Source organism: Nocardia sp. NBC_00881 (assembly GCF_045207455.1).
Classification (GTDB): Bacteria; Actinomycetota; Actinomycetes; order Mycobacteriales; family Mycobacteriaceae; genus Nocardia.
Map to the genome: position 1 here is coordinate 1,660,167 of NZ_CP108798.1, position 21,260 is coordinate 1,681,426.

A 21,260-nucleotide genomic window follows, 5' to 3' on the forward strand; every position below is an offset into this window, starting at 1 on the left:
TTTGCGAGTGACCCCGCCCCAGTAGATCGTGTGCCGGAACATCCACTGCACGAACGACTTTCACCCGAGGTGTTCCGCTGCAGCACGTCGAGGGCCGAAGAGGTCGGCGGCGGGGCGGGGGCGACCACACGGCGAGTAGGACGAGGCTCGGCCTTCTCGAGTTGCGAGAACCCGGCGCCGCTGGCAAGCTACCGCTCAGCAGACAACTTGGGTGCTCCCTGTTGTTGCTTGCTCGGCGAAGAGAGATATTGAATGAGCGCTGATTTCGTCTTCCGGGAAGAAGCACACCGGCCGCGAAGATCGAGTCGGTTGAGACCATGACGCTTCCGGCGCATCTTTCACAGCAGTGAAAGAAACGTTCGCCGGAGTGTATCGGTAGTTGTCGAGTCACCTGTTCCTGGTGAACTTCGCGGTCGAGCAGGTATTCGACGAAGAGTGTTATCGGTCGAATGGCAATCGATGGCCGGCTCGTCGAGTCGTCGCCTCGTAACCGGCATCTGATCCAACAGTAATCGGTAGCCCGATGGCCCCGATCGCGTAATCGGCCTTTTCAACTCTTGAAAATGCGCTGGATCTGGATGTGAAAAACGTGGACACAAGCATCAGCGATTCCTCCGCAGGCAACGGATGGGGTGAGACAGGGATTTTCCATGGTTGAACCGGTGACTGAGATCGCTATTGTCGGGATGTCGTGCCGGATGCCGGGCGCGTCCGATCTCGAGCAGTTCCGGCGGTTGCTGCGTGATGGTTGCGATGCCATCGGCTCCGCTCCCGCCGACCGTCCGGGTATCGAGGAGACGGCCGGATTTCTGGATTCGGCGTCGGAATTCGATGCCGACTTCTTCGGTGTGCCGCCGAATGAGGCGCGGTCGATCGATCCGCAGCAGTTGCTCGGTCTCGAGTTGAGTTGGGAGGCGTTGGAAGACGCGGGGTACCGCGGCCGACACGGCGCGCGTGCCGGGGTGTTTCTGGGCAGTACCGGAACGGATTTCGTCGAAGTGGTGGCGTCACAAGGCTTATCCAGTGTCGGTCGGCATTCGTTGTGGGCAGTCGGCAGGGGTGTGGCTGCGAACCGGATCTCCAATTTTTACGGGTTTACCGGCCCGAGCCTCGTCGTCGACAGTGGGCAGTCGTCGTCGTTGGTTGCGGTGCATGTGGCGTGTGAGTCGTTGCGGGGTGGTGAATGTGATGTGGCATTGGCTGGTGGGCTGAATCTGATTCTGTCGCCGTTGAGCGGTGAGCGTTACGAGCATTTCGGTGCGTACTCGCCGTCGGGGAAGTGTCACACCTTCGACGTGGACGCGGATGGCACGGTTCGTGGTGAGGGCGGCGGCATCGTCGTACTCAAGCCGTTGGCGCGGGCGGTGGCCGACGGTGACCGGGTCTATGCGGTGGTCCGTGGTAGTGCGGTCAACAACGGCAATGAGCGCCAGGTGTTGAGTGCGCCCAGTGTGGCGGCGCAGATGGCGGTCATTCGGGCGGCGTTGGCGGCTGCGGATGTGGAGGCGGCGTCGGTGCAATACGTGGAGTTGCATGGCACCGGCACGCCCGTAGGCGATCCGGTGGAGGCGGCAGCTCTCGGCGAGACCTACGGCGTGGGGAGGCCAGCGGGCGGGCCGTTGGCTGTCGGTTCGGTCAAGACCAACATCGGTCACCTGGAGGGCGCTGCGGGGATCGCGGGGCTGATCAAGACCGCGTTGTCGCTGCGGCATGGAGAACTGGTACCCAGCCTGAACTTTCGCACTCCGAATCCGGGGATCCCGCTTGATGTGCTGGGGTTGCGGGTGCAGACCGAGACGGAGCACTGGCCTGCCGCAGCGGTACGCCGTGCGGGTGTGTCGTCGTTCGGTATGGGCGGCACCAATGCGCACGTGGTTGTGGAGCAGGCGCCGTACGCCGCCGACTCGATCACAGCGGGGGTTGGGGGGAGCGGAGCTTGCGGAGCGACCCATGAGACTCGGCCGGCCCGACACGAAGCCCAAAGTGACCATACTCCGGACTTGTCGTCGACCGTCCCGTTGTCCCGCACGGTCGGCCTGGAAGGTGACACGACCATCTGGGTTCTGACCGCGAAAACCGAACTGGCTCTTCGTGCCCAGGCGGCCCGACTGAATGCCTGGCTAATCGAACACCCAGGTGTCGATATTGCCGATGTGGCGTTTTCGTTGTTGCATACTCGCGCGCAGTTGGAGTGGTGTGGGGCTGTGGTGGGGCGGGACCGGGCTGCGTTGGTAGCGGGGCTGGTTGCGTTGGCGGGTGGGGAGGATATCGATAGCGTGGTTGTTTCGCGTTCCGGCCTACGGAATCAGACCAGCCAAGTCTCATGGGTCGCTCCGCAAGCTCCGCGCCCCCCAACCCCCGCTGTGATTGGCTCGGCAGCGCAAGGTGAACTCGACGGTAGTCGGGTGGTGTTTGTGTTTCCGGGGCAGGGCAGTCAGTGGGTAGGGATGGGTGCGGGGTTGTTGGCTGGGGGTGGGGTGTTCGCGGAGTCGATTGCGGAGTGTGAGGCGGCGTTGGTGCCGTTTGTGGATTGGTCTTTGGTGGATGTGTTGCGGGGGGTGGAGGGTGCGGCGTCGCTGGATCGGGTGGATGTGGTGCAGCCGGTGTTGTTCGCGGTGATGGTGTCGTTGGCGCGGGTGTGGCGGGCTGCTGGGGTGGAGCCTGCTGCGGTGGTCGGGCATTCGCAGGGTGAGATCGCGGCGGCGGTGGTAGCGGGTGGATTGTCCTTGTCGGATGGTGCCCGGGTGGTGGTGTTGCGGTCGCGTGCGGTGGCGGAGGTGTTGGCGGGTTCGGGTGGCATGGTGTCGGTGGGTTTGGCGGCGGATGTGGTGGTGGATCGGTTGGGGGGGTTTGGTGGTCGGTTGTCGGTGGCGGCGGTGAATGGTCCGGATCAGATTGTGGTGTCGGGAGAAGTTGTCGCCTTGGAAGAGTTCTCGGCAGCGTGCGAGCCCGCCGGTATCTGGGTGAAACGGATTCCGGTGGACTATGCCTCGCATTCGCCGGCGGTGGAATCGATTCGGGATCGGGTGTTGGCGGAGTTGGCGTCGATTCGGCCGAGAACGGGTTCGGTTCCCTTCTTCTCTACGGTGACCGCGAAGTTCGTGGACACTGCGGGATTGGATGCCGGGTATTGGTATCGGGGGCTGCGGGAACCGGTGCGGTTCGCCGAAGCGGTCGAGGCGTTGATCCGCTGCGAGATGAACGCGTTCGTGGAGATCAGCCCACATCCGGTGGTGTCGGCGGCGGTCGCATCGACGGCGGATTCGGTCGGCCAGGCTGGCCGGGTGGCTGTCCTGGGTACGTTGCGACGTGGTCAGGGTGGTCCGGAACACTTCGCTGCGGCGTTGGCGCATGCCTACTGTGTGGGTGTCGAGGTGACGCCGGAGGTGTTGGCCGCACCGGCCAGTCGTGTGGATCTGCCGACTTACGCGTTCCAGCGGCGGCAGTGCTGGACGCTTCCGGCGGTCGAGCCGGTGACTGCGGATTCCGGTGTGCCGTCGCAGCACACCGATTCTTCGGTCCGGAGTCGGCAGGCTGTGGTGGCAGGTCCGTTGGCGCCGCGGAGCGAGGCTCGCCGAGCGACCATGTCGCGGTTGTTCGCCGTTTCCGGGCACGAACGCGACGCGCTGGTGTTGGCGGTGGTGGCCGAGCAGGCGGCGGCGGTGCTCGGCCATGATTCGGCCGAGGCCATCCATCCCGATCTGCCGTTCACCGCGTTCGGGTTCGATTCGTTGAGCGGACAAACGCTGCGGAATCGCCTAGTAGCGGCCACCGGGGTGGGGTTGCCGACGACGCTGATATTCGACCACCCGACCCCTACGGCGGTGGCACGGTTGGTGCGTTCGCGGCTCGAAGGCGTGGATCTGGATGTGCCGCGGGTGACCCGCCGGACTCGCTCCGATGAGCCGATCGCGATCGTCGGGATCGGCTGCCGGTTTCCGGGTGGTATCGGGTCGGTCGAGGACCTGTGGGACCTCGTCGCGGCGGGTGGGGATGTGATCGCGCCGTTCCCGTCGGATCGGGGATGGGATTTGGAGCGGTTGTTCGATCCTGATCCGGACAAGCCGGGCACCGTGTACACCCGCGAAGGCGGGTTCCTGACCGATGCGGGCGCTTTCGACGCGGGATTCTTCGGTATCGGTCCGCGTGAGGCGGCCGCGATGGATCCGCAGCAGCGGCTGATGCTGGAAGTCTCCTGGGAAGCATTGGAAGACGCGGGGATCGACCCCGCCGCACTGCGCGGCACCGACACCGGCGTGTACGTCGGCGCCTCATCGTCGGGGTACTCGCGCGGGGTGACCGGCGAGTATGAGGCTTTCCGGTTGACCGGGACGTCGCACAGTGTGATATCCGGGCGTGTCGCTTACGTTTTCGGCCTGGAGGGGCCTGCGGTCACGGTGGATACCGCGTGCTCGTCATCGCTGGTCGCGCTGCATCTAGCTTGCCAGGCGCTGCGTCAGGGGGAGGCGTCGTTGGTGCTGGCGGGTGGTGTGAGTGTCGCGGCGAGCCCGAGTTTGTACGTGGATTTCGCGCGTCAGCGGGGGTTGGCGGCTGATGGGCGGTCCAAGGCGTTCGCCGCCGCCGCCGACGGTGTGACGTGGTCGGAGGGTGTGGGTGTGCTGGTGGTCGAGCGCCTGTCGGACGCGCAGCGTTCGGGCCACAATGTGTTGGCGGTAGTGCGGGGCAGTGCGATCAATCAGGACGGTGCGAGTAATGGTTTGACCGCGCCGAACGGTCCATCGCAGGAGCGGGTGATCGCGGCGGCGTTGGCCAGTGCCGGCCTGGAGCCATCGGATGTGGATGCGGTAGAGGCGCACGGCACCGGAACGAGGTTGGGTGATCCGATCGAGGCGCAGGCACTGATCGCCGGCTATGGGCGGGATCGCGAGCAGCCGTTACGGATCGGGTCGGTGAAGTCGAACATCGGGCACGCCGTCGCTGCCGCGGGCATCGGTGGTGTGATCAAGATGGTTGCGGCTTTGCGGCACGAAACACTGCCGAAAACACTGCATGTCGACGCGCCGACACCACATGTGGACTGGTCCGCGGGATCGGTGCGGCTGTTGACCGAGGCCGAGCCCTGGCTCGCGAATGGGCGGGTGCGCCGGGCCGGGGTGTCGTCATTCGGGATCAGCGGCACCAACGCGCATGTGATTCTCGAACAAGCACCACCGACCGCACCGTCGCACGACGAAGGCTCCGGTGCCACCGTTGAACCGGCCGTGGTCGGCGAGGTGGTTCCGCTGCTGATCTCGGCCAAATCCGACGACGCGTTGCGTGCACAGGCGGGTCGCTTGCGGCGGTGGCTGATCGACCGACCGGAGGTCGAAATCTGGAGCACCGCGCATTCGTTGATCGAGGCGCGGGGGCATTTCGATCACCGTGGCGCGGTAGTCGGCGGCGATCGGGAACAGTTGTTGGCGGGCCTCGCGGATATCGCCGCGGGCCACGCGGCGTCCGCCGTCATCACGGGGCAGATCACAGCAGGTAAGACAGCTTTCCTGTTCACCGGCCAAGGGGCGCAGCGCGCCGGTATGGGTGCGGGGTTGTACGCGGCCTTCGACGTGTTCGCGGCGGCGTTCGACGAGGTGTGCGCCCAGTTCGACCCCTTGCTCGGGCGTGCCTTGAAAGAGGTGATGTTCGACGACACCGATGGGTTCCAGGCCCCCGGCCAAAAGCACACTGGGGCAGGCTCCAACACGCCGGTACCAGCATTGGATCGGACGGAGTTCACGCAGCCGGCGTTGTTCGCGTTCGAGGTGGCGTTGTTCCGGTTGTTGGAGTCGTTCGGTGTGACACCGGATGTGGTGATCGGGCATTCGGTCGGGGAGTTGGCGGCGGCGTATGTGGCGGGGGTGTGGTCGCTCGAGGATGCGTGTGTGCTCGTGGCGGCGCGGGGGCGATTGATGGGTGCGCTGCCCGACGATGGCGCGATGCTGGCGGTGGCTGTCACCGAACAGCGGGCGACGGATATCGTTGCCGCTTTCGCTTCGTCGGGCACCGTGGCGGACCGGGTGACGGTCGCTGCGGTGAACGGCCCGTCCTCGGTGGTGTTGTCCGGTGATGTGGACGCAATCGAGGAGATCGAACGCCAGCTGTCCGGCGACGGGGTCGTGACGAATCGGTTGCGGGTCAGTCATGCGTTTCATTCGGTGCGGATAGATCCGATGCTGGCCGAGTTCCGATCGGTCGCCGAAAGTGTTTGCTACCGGTCGCCGAGATTGGCGATTGTGTCGAATGAGTCCGGTGAGCTTGCCGAGGATGCGGTGTGTGATCCGGAGTATTGGGCGCGGCAGATCCGCGGATGTGTCCGGTTCGCGCCGGGGGTGGACGTGCTGGTCGCGGTGGGCGTACGGCGGTTCGTGGAGGTAGGCCCGGACGCCGCGCTGGCGGCGATGACCCGCCAGTGCTTGGCCGAGAATCCCGCGATCGAGTCCGAGGCGGCTGTGGCGGCGGTCGCCCGCCGATCCGCCGAGGAGGAGGTGACCCAGTTCGTCACAGCTCTGACGCAGGTTCATGTCGCGGGTGTGGGAGTGGACTGGCGTCCATTGTTCGCGGGTCGTGGTGTGCGGCGGGTTCCATTGCCGACGTACGCGTTTCAGCATCAACGGTATTGGTTGACGGCGACTTCGGCTGCGGGTGATGTCCGGACGTCGGGTCAGGAGGCTGTGGAGCATCCGTTGTTGGGCGCGGCGGTGTGGCTGCCGGATTCCGACGGGGTGGCGCTGACGGGTCGGTTGTCGTTGTCGAGTCATCCGTGGTTGGCCGATCATGTGGTCGGTGGGGCGGTGTTGTTGCCGGGTACGGCGTTTGTGGAATTGGCCGTGCATGCCGGGGCTATGGTCGGCTGTTCGAAACTGGCCGAGCTGGTTGTGACAACGCCGTTGATCATGCCCCCGGTGGGTGCCGTCGAGTTGCGGGTGCTGGTGACCGGCCCCGATGACGCAGGTGCACGAGTGGTGTCGGTGTATTCGCGACCGCAACGTGATGGCGAACCGGATCGGACAGAGTGGCTCCGTCATGCGACGGGATCTGTTGTCGCGCAGTCGTCATCGCCTCCAGCCCTGTCGGATGAGGCAAGTTGGCCGCCGGTCGGGGCGTTGCCGGTGGAGATCGGCGATGTCTACGCGGAGTTGGCCCGGCGTGGTTACAGCTACGGACCGGTTTTCCAGGGGTTGACCGCGCTGTGGCGGCGTGGCGATATAGCGGGGGGTGCTGGGGGGGCGTCCCCCCAAACTGGCATAGAGGTCTTTGCCGAGTTGAATCTGCCGGAGCAGGGGCAGGCGTCGGTGGGCCGGTTCGGGGTGAATCCGGCGTTGTTGGATGCGGTCCTGCACGCGATTCTTCTCGGTGGGTTGGTCGAGCCCGCTGGGCCAGGCGAGGTTCTGGTGCCCTATTCGTGGGAGAACGTCGATGTGCACGCCGTCGGCATCACGTCGGTGCGAGCCCGGCTGCGGGCGGCCGAATCCGAGGCGGGCGGTCGGCGGATCACGCTGTCGCTTGTCGACTCTCGGGATACACCCGTTATCGAGATTGCTGCCGTGACCCTGCGTCCGGTCGCCCTCGGCGCCCCGGGCGCGACTTCGTATCCGAATAACCGCCTACACCAGCTGCGCTGGGTTTCGTTGCCCGTGCCGAAGTTGAGTGACCTTGTCACGGACGAGCATTGGGTGAGCATGGGCGAGGGCGAGGCGGTCATTGTCGACGGCAAGTCGGTGGCCGTGTTGCGAGTCGAGGACGCGGTCGTAGATGAGGACGTGCCGAGTGCGGTCCAGGGTCGGCTTGTCGAGATAGCGGCGCGGGTGGGTGAGGTTCTGGCGCTGCACGAGCGGGTCGTGGTTGTGACCAGGGGTGCGGTCGCGTTGGACAATGGTGAACCGGTGAATTTCGTCGGTGCGGCGGTATGGGGATTGGTGCGCAGTGCGCAGTCGGAGAATCCCGGCCGGATCGAGCTCGTCGACGTGGACCGCGGTGTGGACCACCGCGTTGCTGTCGCCGCTGCGGTGGCCATCGTGGACGAGCCTCAGCTGGCGCTGCGGCATGGCGTGGCGTATGCGCCGCGGTTGAGCCGCGACGCCGGCGATGTCGTGGGTGCGAGCGACTTGCTGGGTGCTCCGGCGTGGGCGTTGACTCAGCGCGGGAGGGGCACTCTGACCGGTGACAACCTGGCTCTGGTCGAGACACCCGGCGCGCTGGGGGCACTCGGCCCCGGGCAGGTTCGGGTTGGTGTGCGCGCGGCGGGCATGAACTTCCGTGACGTGTTGATCGGCCTGGGCATGTATCCGGATGCGGATGCCGGCATCGGCCTCGATGGTGCGGGTGTGGTATTGGACGTGGCGTCGGATGTCACCGAATTCGCTCCAGGTGACCGGGTTTTCGGGTTCCTCTCGGGTATCGGCTCGGTCGCGGTTGCCGACTGCAGGGTGTTGGCCCCGATGCCGCGAGGCTGGTCGTTCGCGCAGGCCGCCGCGGTCCCGGTGGTGTTTGTCACGGCGTACTACGGTCTGGTCGACTTGGCCGACGCGAGACCTGGCGAAACAGTGCTGCTGCACGCCGCGACCGGCGGTGTGGGTGTGGCCGCGGTGCAGCTGGCGCGTTATCTGCGACTGCGCTTGTTGGTGACCGCCAGTCGGCCGAAATGGGATGTGCTGCGCGGCATGGGGTTCGACGATTCGGTGATCGGTGACTCGCGCACCCTGGACTTCGAGGCGAAGTTTCTCGAGGTCACCGGCGGTCGCGGTGTCGACATCGTATTGGATTCACTGGCAGGCGAATTCGTGGATGCCTCGTTGCGGTTGTTGCCGCGGGGCGGGCGTTTCCTGGAGATGGGGTTGATCGATCGTCGCGATCCAGGGGACGTTGCCGCGCATTGCCCGGGGGTGGATTATCGGGGTTTCCATCTCGACGAGATCGGTCCGGACCGGCTGCACGAGATTCTGGGTGTCCTTGTCGGTTTGTTCGACGCCGGTGTGCTGGTGTTGCCGCCGGTGACGGGGTGGGATGTGGGCCACGCGCCGGCGGCGTTCCGGTATCTGAGTCAGGCCCGGCACATCGGTAAGAACGTGCTCACGATTCCGGTGCCGCCGCAACCCGACGGCACGGTGTTGATTACGGGTGGTACTGGTGGGTTGGGTGCGGTGGCTGCGCGGCATCTCGTCGTCGAGCGTGGTGTGCGGAGGCTGGTGTTGGCCAATCGGCGTGGTCTCGACGCGGACGGTGCAGTGGATCTCGCGACCGAGTTGACGGCGCTGGGTGCGCGGGTGGATGTGGTGGCGTGTGATGTGGCCGATCGGGCGGCGTTGAATGGGTTGTTGTCGGCGATTCCGGCCCAGCATCCGTTGACCGGTGTCGTGCATACCGCGGGTGTGTTGGCCGATGGTCTGCTCGCGAACCTGACGCCGGAGCAGTTCGCGACGGTGCTGCGTCCGAAGGTGGATGCCGCGTGGAATCTGCACGAGGCCACCAAGGACCTGGATCTGTCGATGTTCGTGCTCTACTCGTCGATCTCGGGCACACTCGGTTTCCCGGGGCAGGCCAATTATGCAGCGGCCAATGCGCTCCTGGATGCATTGGCCCATCATCGGCACCGTACCGGGCTGCCCGCGACGTCGGTGGCGTGGGGTCCGTGGTCTGTAACCAGCGGCATGACCGGCACCATCACCGCAGCCGATTTCGCGCGAATGCGAGGTATGGGTCTGGTTCCGCTCGACGAAAACTACGGGATGTCATTGCTGGAGGCTGCGTTGGCCGCCGGTCTCCCGACGAGCGCCGGTGTGCGGCTCGACATAGCGGCACTGACCGAGCAGGCCGCCTCGGGGTCGCTGCCCAGAGCCCTCAGCTCATTGACTGCCGGTGCCGCGGCACGTCGCGCCGCCGGCACGGGATCGCTGGCCGGACAGCTCGCCGTCACACCCGAACCCGACCGGGCGAATGTTGTGCTTGCTGTCGTCCGCGAACATGCCGCGGCAGTGCTGGGACACGAGTCCGGGGACATGGTCGATCCGGTGGTGCGGTTCACGGATTTGGGGTTCGATTCACTGGGCGGTGTCGAGTTCCGAAACCGGTTGGGCAAGGCGACCGGTGTGCAGTTGCCGTCGACTCTGGTCTTCGACTATCCGACCGCGGCGGCCGTGGCGAAGCTGGTGCAGTCCGCGGTCGAGCCGCAGACCGTGGGGCACCCCCCCGGTGCGCTTCCCGGACAAAAGCATTCCGGGACAAGCCCTGGTCGGGGCAAGAAGACGATTCAGCGGGTTCGCGCGGACGAGCCGATCGCGATCGTGGGGATGGGCTGTCGGTTCCCCGGGGGTGTCACGTCGCCGGACGAGCTGTGGGATCTGCTTGCTTCCGGGACCGATGCGATCGGCGAGTTCCCGTCTGATCGGGGTTGGGATCTGGAGCGGCTGTTCGATGAGGACCCGGACAAGCCTGGCACAATCTACACCCGTCACGGCGGATTCCTCGACGATGCAGGAGATTTCGACGCCGGTTTCTTCGGGATCGGTCCGCGGGAGGCGTCCGCGATGGACCCCCAGCAGCGTCAGTTGCTGGAGGCGTCCTGGGAGGCATTGGAGGATGCGGGGATCGATCCGGTGTCATTGCGCGGCAGCGACACCGGGGTATTCGCCGGGGCAACCTCCTCGGGCTACGCCGATCTGGTGTCGGGTGACCTGGAGGGCTACCGGCTCACTGGTACCACTGGCAGTGTGATCTCCGGCAGGGTGGCGTATGTCCTCGGCCTCGAGGGGCCCGCCGTCACCGTGGACACCGCGTGTTCGTCGTCGCTGGTCGCCTTGCATCAGGCTTGCCAGGCGCTGCACCAGGGGGAGAGTTCGCTGGCACTGGCAGGCGGCGTTACGGTCGCCGCAAGTCCTTATCTTTACGTCGATTTCGCGCGGCAGCGCGGTCTGTCACCCGATGGGCGGTGCAAGTCGTTCTCTGCCAAGGCCGATGGTGTCGCCTTCTCCGAGGGGGTCGGCATGCTCGTGCTCGAGCGTCTGTCCGACGCGCAGCGGCTCGGGCATAAGGTACTTGCCCTGGTGCGGGGGACGGCGGTGAATCAGGATGGTGCGTCGAATGGCCTGACGGCGCCGAATGGTCCGTCGCAGGAGCGGGTGATTACGGCGGCGCTGGCGAATGCCGGTCTCGAGCCTTCGGATGTGGATGCGGTGGAGGCGCACGGTACCGGAACGACGTTGGGTGATCCGATCGAGGCGCAGGCGTTGATGGGCGTCTACGGTCACGACCGTGCGGGGCGGCGACTGCGGATCGGGTCGCTGAAGTCGAATATCGGGCATGCCGTGGCCGCAGCGGGTGTGGGTGGGGTGATCAAGATGGTGCAGGCGTTTCGGCACGAAATCTTGCCGAAGACCTTGCATGTCGACGCGCCGAGCCCGCACGTGGACTGGTCGGCGGGCGATGTCCAGCTTCTGACCGAGGCACAGCCATGGCCCGCCGGCAGACGCGTTCGCCGCGCCGGGGTGTCGTCCTTCGGCGTCAGCGGTACCAACGCACACGCCATCCTGGAAGAAGCACCGGCGGTTCGAGTGCAGACGTCGCCGACTCCGCAGCCCGCGCCCGACGACCGGCCCTGCACCACGACACCCGTTCCGTGGCTGGTGTCGGCGAGTTCCGAGTCGGGCCTGCGGGCGCAGGCGGATCGACTGCGGCAGTGGCTGATTCGCGATCCCGATGCGGACGTCAGGGATATCGCGCATTCCTTGGCGACGTCGCGGGCTCGGCTCGAATGGAGCGGAGCCGTCGTCGGTCGTGATCGTGACGAACTGCTGGCCGGTCTGGCCGAGTTGGCGGCCGGTTCGCCGGGCACGAACGAGGCATGCGGGGGTTCGGGTAAGACGGCGTTTCTGTTCACCGGCCAGGGTGCGCAACGGGCTGGGATGGGTGCGGGGTTGTACGCGGCGTTCGATGTGTTCGCGGCGGCGTTCGACGAGGTGTGCGCCCATATCGATCCGCTGCTCGACTCGTCGCTGAAAGACCTGGTGTTCGATCCGAGTAACGCGGCACTGTTAGACCTCACGGAGTTCACGCAACCGGCGTTGTTCGCGTTCGAGGTGGCGTTGTTCCGGCTGATGGAGTCGTTCGGTGTGGTGCCGGACGTGCTGATCGGACATTCGATCGGGGAGCTGGCCGCCGCATATGTGGCGGGGGTGTGGTCGCTCGAGGATGCGTGTGCCCTGGTGGTGGCGCGCGGGCGGTTGATGGGGGCGCTGCCCGAAGGGGGGGCGATGCTGGCGGTGGCGGTGTCCGAGGATCGAGCGGCCACGGTGCTTGCCGAGTTCGCCGACCAGGTGTCGATGGCGGCGGTGAACGGTCCGTCGTCGGTGGTGTTGTCCGGGGAGGCGTTCGCGATCGACAAGATCGAAGACAACCTTGCCGTGGAGGGAGTGAAGACCTCCCGGTTGCGGGTCAGTCATGCGTTCCATTCGGTGTTGATGGAGCCGATGCTCGACCAGTTCCGTGGTGTGGCCCAAGGATTGACTTATAACCAGCCGACTCTACCGATCGTGTCGAACGTTTCCGGGGTCGTGGTCGGCGCGGAGGTGAACGATCCAAGGTATTGGGTCGAGCAGGTGCGTGGCTGTGTGCGGTTCGCGCCGGGGATCGATACGTTGGTCGAGGCCGGGGTGCGGCGGTTTGTGGAGATCGGGCCGGATGCGGTGTTGTCGGCGATGACTCGGCAATGTCTGGCCGAGACGCCAGAGGTGGAGGCCGAATCGACGGTAATCGCGGCCGCCCGGCGCCGCGCTGTGAGACGGCGGCTCGAGGAGGCAGCCAGCGAAACTCCGCAGAGCCTCGCGGACAGCGCAATTGATACGGTCGACGAGTCGACCCAGTTTGTGTCCGGGCTGGCGCAGGCTCATGTGGCGGGTGTCGGCGTGGACTGGACGCCGCTGTTCGCGGGTCGTGTCGGGGATCGAGTGTCGCTGCCGACGTATGCGTTCCAGCATCAACGGTACTGGCTGCAGCCGGTCGGCGCGGCGGATATGCGGCAGTCGGGCATGGATGATGCGGGACATCCGCTGTTGGGCGCGATGGTGCGGTTGCCGGATTCCGAGGATCTGGTGTTCACCGGCAGGCTGTCACAAGCCGGTCATCCGTGGCTGGCAGACCATGTGGTCGGTGGGTCAGTGTTGCTGCCGGGTACGGCGTTCGTGGAGTTGGTGTTGCATGCGGGGGTAAAGGTCGGTAGTCCGCGACTGGCCGATTTGGTCGTCACAGCGCCGTTGGTTGTGCCGTCGGTAGGTGGGGTGGAGTTGCGGGTGATGGCGGCCGGCCCTGATGAGACGGGTGCACGAGTGGTGTCGGTGTATTCGCGACCGCAACGTGATGGCGAACCGGATCGGACAGAGTGGGTCCGTCATGCGACGGGATCTGTTGTCGCGCAGTCGTCATCGCCTCCAGCCCTGTCGGATGAGGAGGCAAGTTGGCCGCCGGTCGGGGCGTTGCCGGTGGAGATCGGTGATGTCTACGCGGAGTTGGCCCGGCGTGGTTACAGCTACGGACCGGTTTTCCAGGGGTTGACTGCGCTGTGGCGGCGCGAGGATGAGGATATAGCCGGGGGTACTGGGTGTCCGTCCCCTCATGCTGGCACAGAGGTCTTCGCCGAGTTGAATCTACCGCAGCAGGCGCAGCCTTCGGTGGGCCGGTTCGGGGTGAATCCGGCGTTGTTGGATGCGGTCCTGCACGCGATTCTTCTCGGTGGGTTGGTCGAGCCTCCCGCGCCGGGTGAGGTTTTAGTGCCCTATTCGTGGGAAAACGTCGATGTACACGCGGTCGATGCCGCATCGGTGCGAGCCCGGCTGACAACGGCCGAGCCTGCGGTGGGTGATCGGCGGATCACGCTGTCGCTTATGGATTCTCACGGTGCGCCGGTTATCGAGGTTGCCGCCGTGACTCTGCGACCGATCGCTATTGGAGCCCTCGGTGCGACCGGCGCCCCGGCCGAGGCCGGCTTGTATCGGGTTCGTTGGGAGTCGACTGCTGCGGCGGGTCCGGTGGATCCGTCTGTGCCGGTTATGGCTGTGCTTGCGGGCACGAGCGTGGCGGGGATCGATGAGTCTTATGCGTCGGTTTCCGACGTTGTTGCGGTAGACGTTGTTCCGGATGTGGTTGTGTGGCGGGCGACCGATCTCTCGGCCGATGATTTCGCAGTATTCGATCCGCGAACGGTGCGGGCTGGGGTGCACGGAACGTTGGCGACGCTGAGATCTTGGATCGCGGAAGAACGTGTGTCCGATGTTCGGTTGGTGGTGGTCACCACGGGCGGCGCTGGGTTGCCCAGTGAGGCTCCGCAATTGGCTGCTGCGTCGGTGTGGGGATTGGTGAGCAGTGCGCAGTCGGAGAATCCGGGGCGGTTCGTGCTGGTCGATGAGGACCCGGCCGGGCCGTTGGATTCCGACCGGATCGCGGCGGTGGTGCGATCGGGTGAGCCACAGGCCGCGGTGCGTGGTGGGGAGGTTCTGGTTCCTCGGCTGACACCTGCGTCGGCATTGAATGGCACCGGCGTGTCGGTGCCATTCGGGGACGGGACGGTGTTGATCACCGGCGGCACGGGCGGGCTGGGTGCGTTGTTCGCCCGCCACCTCGTCTCCGAGCATGGCGTGCGTCGGTTGGTGTTGACCTCGCGGCGGGGACTCGAGGCGCCTGGCGCCGCCGCACTGGTTGCGGAATTGGCGCAGGCAAGTGCTGATGCCCGCGTCGTCGCGTGCGATGCCTCCGACCGTGACGCGATGCGGAACCTGTTGAACACCATTGATGTTGCTGGTGGGTTGGCTGTTGTGCATGCCGCGGGTGTTCTGGATGACGGCACGGTGGAGTCGTTGACCGCCGAGCAGGTGGATCGGGTGTTGGCGCCGAAGGTGGACGGGGCGTGGTATCTGGACGAATTGACTCGTGACCGAGATGTGTCGGCGTTCGTGATGTTTTCGTCGATCGCCGGGGTAGTCGGCTCGGCTGGGCAGAGTAACTATGCCGCGGCGAACGGTTTCCTGGACGGGTTAGCGCAGCGGCGGCGGGAAGCGGGCCTGGCTGCGACGTCGCTGGCGTGGGGGCCGTGGAATCAAGGCAGCGGGATGACCGGTGGACTGGACAGCAGCGCACTGGCTCGCTGGGAGCGGATGGGGCTCGGCGAACTCGGCGATGTCGACGGTGTGCGGCTCTTCGACCAGGCGGTCGCTTGCTCCGACGCGCGCCTGGCTCCGATCCGGTTCGACGCGAGTGTGCTGCGTCGTGAGTCCGATGCCGCCGCGGTCCCCGCGGTGCTGCGTGGATTTGCGCCGCGTACACCGCGCTCGGCTCGGGATACGGCGGGCTCGTTGGGCGCCCGGTTGGCCGGTGTGCCGCAGGCGCAGCGCGGTGAGCTGGTGCTGGCAGTCGTGCGGGATCAAGTGGCCACAGTACTGGGGCATGTCTCGTCGGGGTTGGTCGATGTCGAGAAGCCGTTCAACGAAATGGGTTTCGACTCGTTGGGTGGTGTGGAGTTCCGTAACAAGTTGGCGAAGGCGACGGGGTTGACGTTGCCGTCGACCTTGGTGTTCGATCACCCGACCCCGGCGGCGGTGGCGAAGTTCGTATTGTCACGGATCGAGCTGAAGATCCCCGATAAAGGCACGCACGGGCAGGCCGTGGGCGAATCCGTTGCGAAGACCATGCGCCGGGTTCGGGCGGACGAGCCGATCGCCATCGTGGGTATGGCCTGTCGGTATCCAGGTGCGGTCGAATCGCCGGACGAGCTTTGGGATCTGGTGTTGTCGGGGACGGATGCGATCAGTGAGTTTCCCCTCGATCGGGGCTGGGACCTGGAGCGGCTGATCGATCCGGATCCGGAGCATTCGGGGACTTCGTATATCGGGGAGGGCGGGTTCCTGAGGAACGCTGCCGATTTCGATGCGGGGTTCTTCGGGATCGCTCCGCGGGAGGCGGTGGCGATGGATCCGCAGCAGCGGTTGTTGTTGGAGGTGTCGTGGGAGGCGTTGGAGCATGCGGGGATAGATCCGGTCTCGCTACGAGGCAGTGACACCGGTGTCTATACCGGCGTGATGTACCACGACTATGACGCTTTGACCCGCAGGGCCGGGTCCGAGATCGAGGGGTATTCGAGCACGGGTGTTATGGGGAGTGTGGTGTCGGGTCGGGTGTCGTATGTGTTGGGATTGGAGGGGCCTGCGATCAGTGTGGATACGGCGTGCTCGTCCTCGTTGGTGGCGTTGCATACGGCGTGTCGGGCGCTGCGTCAGGGGGAGAGTTCGCTGGCGTTGGTGGGTGGTGCGACGGTGATGGCGACGCCGATGGCGTTTGTGGAGTTCTCCCGGCAGCGTGGTTTGGCTCGGGATGGTCGGTGCAAGTCGTTTTCCGCAGCGGCCGACGGGATTACGTGGTCGGAGGGAGCCGCGATGCTGGTGGTGGAGCGGCTGTCGGACGCGCAACGTTTGGGGCATGACGTTCTTGCGGTGGTGCGGGGTTCGGCGGTGAACCAGGATGGCGCCAGCAATGGTTTGACGGCGCCGAACGGTCCGTCGCAGGAGCGGGTGATCGCGGCGGCGTTGGCCGATGCGGGTTTGCGCCCGTCGGACGTGGATGCGGTGGAGGCGCACGGGACCGGGACGGCGTTGGGTGATCCGATCGAGGCGCAGGCGTTGCTGGCTGCCTACGGGCAGGATCGGTCGGAACCGTTGCGTATCGGTGCGCTCAAGTCCAATATCGGTCACACGCAGGCGGCGGCGGGTGTGGGCGGGGTTATCAAGATGGTGCAGGCATTGCGGCACCAAATCCTGCCGAAGATAGTGCATCTGGACGAACCGTCGCCACATGTGGACTGGTCAGCGGGTGCTGTCGAGTTGTTGACCGAGGCCCAGCCGTGGCCGGGCGATGGGCGTGTTCGGCGGGCGGGGGTGTCGTCGTTCGGGATCAGCGGTACCAATGCGCACGTGATACTGGAAGAGGCGCCGCGGGGGTTGGCCCCGGCCGGGAAGCGCGCCGGGGGCCCACCCGACACGATGCTCAACCCGGCCCCCGATGTCGTTTCGTGGGTGGTATCGGCAGGGAGCCCAGAGGGGTTGCGGGAGCAGGCTGTTCGGCTTGGGGCGTGGTTGGCGTCGCGTGGGGATGTGGATGCTGCGGATGTGGCGTATTCGTTGTTGCGTCATCGTTCGCAGTTGGAGTGGCGTGGTGCGGCGGTGGGGCGGGATGTGGCGGAGTTGAAGGCCGCGTTGATCGCGTTGGCGGAACCGGTCCAGGGCGAGTCTTTTGTGGTGTCGGGTCGTGCTGTGTCGCGTCGGGTGGTGTTTGTGTTTCCGGGGCAGGGCAGTCAGTGGGTGGGGATGGGTGCGGGGTTGTTGGCTGGGGGTGGGGTGTTCGCGGAGTCGATTGCGGAGTGTGAGGCGGCGTTGGTGCCGTTTGTGGATTGGTCTTTGGTGGATGTGTTGCGGGGGGTGGAGGGTGCGGTGTCGCTGGATCGGGTGGATGTGGTGCAGCCGGTGTTGTTCGCGGTGATGGTGTCGTTGGCGCGGGTGTGGCGGACTGCTGGGGTTGAGCCTGCTGCGGTGGTCGGGCATTCGCAGGGTGAGATCGCGGCGGCGGTGATCGCGGGTGGATTGTCCTTGTCGGATGGTGCCCGGGTGGTGACTCTTCGTTCCCGGGTCGTGGCCGAGGAGCTTGCTGGTGCCGGCGGTATGGCATCGGTGGGTGCGGCCGCCGAGGCGGTTGCGGAGCGATTGGGGGGGTTCGGTGCCCGGTTGTCGGTGGCGGCGGTGAATGGTCCGAGACAGACGGTGGTGTCGGGTGAGGCGGCTGTGTTGGACGAGTTTCTTGCCAGGTGTGCGTCCGACGGGGTGTGGGCGAAGCGGATTCCGGTGGATTATGCGTCGCATTCGCCGGCGGTGGAGTCGATTCGGGACCGGGTGCTGGCGGATTTGGAACCGGTTGTGCCGGTGTCGGGTTCGGTGCCGTTCTTTTCGACGGTGTCGGGGGATTACGTAGACACGGCGACATTGGATGCGGGGTATTGGTATCGGGGATTGCGTGAGCGGGTGCGCTTCGCGGAGTCGGTGGAAGCGTTGCAGCGTGCGGGGGTGAATGCCTTTATCGAGGTGAGCCCGCATCCCGTGCTGACGACAGGTGTCGAATTGACGGCTGAGGCGATCGGCCAGGCCGAGCGGGTGGCGGTGTTGGGCACGTTGGAACGAGGTCACGGTGGGCCGGAACAGATCGCTATCGCGTTGGCGCAAGCGCATTGTGTGGGTATCGAGGTGGCGGCGGAGGCGTTGACGCCGAAGGCTGCGCGGGTGGATCTGCCGACGTATGCGTTCCAGCACAAGAGGTATTGGCTGCAGCCGGTGAGTGTGTCGGATATGTGGCGGTCGGGCATGGAGGATCCGGGGCATCCGCTATTGGGTGCGATGGTGCGGTTGCCGGATTCCGGAGATGTGGTGTTCACGGGCCGGTTGTTGCGAGTTGATCATCCATGGCTGCCCGACCATGCGGTGGCCGGGGTGGCGTTGTTGCCCGGGGCCGCTTTGGTGGAGTTGGCGCTGCATGCGGGAATGGTGGTGGGGTGCCCGCAATTGGCGGAGTTGGTGATCGAGGCGCCCCTGCCGGTGCCGGCAACCGGAGCGGTCGAGTTGCGGGTCATGGCAGGCGGTCCCGGCCGAGAAGCATGCCAGGAGGATGAGAGGGGTGCGCGGACGGTGTCGGTGCACTCGCGTTCGGTCGGCGGCGACTCCGACGATGGGAACAACGGGTGGGTGCGCCATGCGGTCGCGACTGTCACCGCCCAGCCGGACATCTCGTCGGGCGACACCGGTATGGCGAACTGGCCGCCGATCGACGCGGTGGCGATAGAGATCGATGACGGCTACGCGGATCTGGCGGAACTGGGGTATGAGTATGGTCCGGCATTCCAGGGTCTGACTGCGTTGTGGCGACGTGACCAGATAGCTGGGGGGTCGTCCCCCTGGACTGGCACAGAGGTGTTCGCGGAAGTCGTACTGCCGGAGTCGGCTCGATCCATGGTGGCGGAATTCGGCGTGCATCCGGCATTACTGGATGCGGCGTTGCACGCGATCTTGCTCAGTGGGCTGGTCCCGGCGACGCGGTCTGGTGAAATTGCCGTCCCGTTTTCCTGGAAGGACATTGCACTGCACGCGACGGGAGCGACATCGTTGCGGGTCCGGGCGGTCGTGACTGGTTCCGCGCCGGGGGGCGGGCGGTTCGCGGTGACACTGGCCGATGCGTCAGGCATGCTCGTGGCCGAGGTGGGGGAGTTGACCCTGCGGCCGTTGTCGACCGATGCGCTCGGCTCGTCGCAGCGCCCGCGCCGGCATGCTTTTGGCCGGGGTCGGACCGATAGCACCGGCTACGGTGTCGATTGGGTCGCGCTCCCCGCACCTCCGGACGGGCATGTCGAGGCCGAAGCCTGGCGGCCGGCCGATGACGGTGAGACCGTCACGGTTGCGGAACGCCCCATGACGGTATTGCGCCTGGACTATATGGCGGGGGGTGTCGGGGGATCGTCCCCCCGGACTGACACGGTGCCGGCTGGCTGTGATCTTCCGGCGACGGTGCGGGATTCGGTTACCGCGCTGACGGCGCGAGTGCAGCGGCTGCTGACGCGGGACGGGACTGTTGTCGTGGTGACGCGGCAGGCAGTGGCGGTGGCACCCGGAGAGTCGGTGAACCTGGTTGCATCGGCGGCATGGGGTCTGTTGCGCACCGCGCAGAGCGAGAACCCGGGCCGGATTCTCATCCTGGACGTCGACGACGGGGCGGACCATCGGAACGCAGTGGTGCTGGCTTCGGCCTTTGCCGGTGAACCCCAGTTGGTGATACGGCGCGGGACGGCATATGCGCCCCGGCTCCGGGGTCGGGCTGCCAACCCGACCTCCAAGCTGCGGCATCGCCCGTTCAACCCCGACGGCACAGTTCTGATTACCGGTGGTACCGGAGGATTGGGTGCGTTGGCGGCGCGACACCTGGTCGCCGAGTATGGCGTGCGCAGGCTGGTTTTGACGAGCAGGCGGGGCCCGGACGCACCCGGTGCGGCCGAACTCCGGGCCGAACTCGTCACGCTCGGTGCTCGAGTAGATGTGGTTGCCTGCGACGTCGCCGACCGGGCCGCGGTGGAGGCGATGTTGGCGGCGATGCCGGCGGGGCATCCGTTGACCGGTGTCATACACGCCGCGGGTGTGCTGGCCGATGGCCTGTTCGTTGCAATGACACCGGAGCGGATCGCGGAGGTGTTGCGGCCGAAGGTGGATGCGGCGTGGAATCTGCATGAGGCGACAAAGGATCTGGATCTGTCGGCGTTCGTGCTCTACTCCTCGGTCGCGGGCGTGATCGGCAACCCGGGGCAGGCAAACTATGCCGCTGCCAATGTGTTTCTGGACGGGTTGGCGCAATACCGCCACATGTCCGGCCTGCCGGCGACATCGATCGTATGGGGGCCATGGCTGGAGCGCACCGGTATGACCGGCACCCTCGGCGAGGCCGACTTCGCCCGGTTGCGGCGGCAGGGTTTCGCGCTGCTGGGCGACGAGGAGGGGATGGCGCTGTTCGACGCGGCATTGGCAAGCGGACATGCGGTATTCGTGGCCGCTCGGGTCGACCGGACTGCGCTCGCCGAGGCCGGTGCCGGTGAGCTGCGGTCGATCACGAGGGATTTATCTGCGGCGCGGCCGCCGCGTCGCCGGGTGGTCGGCTCGGAGCACGAATCGTCGGGTCTGGCAGCGCAACTGCAGGGCCGTTCGACAGCCGAGCAACACCAGATCATCGTCGAGATGATCCATGTCCAGGCCGCAGCGGTTCTGGGGTATGACAGCGCCGAGTCGACCGTCTTGGACAAGCCGTTCAGCAGCGGCGAGTTCGATTCGCTGAGTGTCCTCCAGTTCCGCAACCGGCTGGCCGAGGTCACCGGTCTGCAGTTGCCGTCGACCCTGGTATTCGACTACCCGACCGTGGAAGCACTGACCGGCTTCATACTCCAGCAGATCGCCCCGGTCGACGACCCCACCGAGCGGATCGCGGCCGAGATCGAGTCGCTGGCGCGCAGTTGCGCTGCGGCTGAGCTGTCACCCGCGGATCGTTCGGAGCTGGCGAGCAGGCTGACCGCGTTGTCGCGCAAGCTCGAGGATCGGGAAGAAAGAGGCCGTCGGCCTGCGGAAATCGACCCCGACGGCAACACCGACCGCTTCGAAACTGCGGACGACCGCGAGCTTTTCGACTTCATCGACAACGTCAGTTGAGTTAGG

Annotated in this window: 1 pseudogene; it reads left to right on the plus strand. The window is 66.0% G+C overall.

Features of this window, described 5'->3' with window-relative positions:
- Positions 1–680: 680 nt before the first annotated feature.
- Positions 681–21,254, plus strand: a pseudogene (locus tag OH799_RS06805) (SDR family NAD(P)-dependent oxidoreductase); the annotation flags it as partial.
- Between the last annotated feature and the right edge of the window lie 6 nt (positions 21,255–21,260).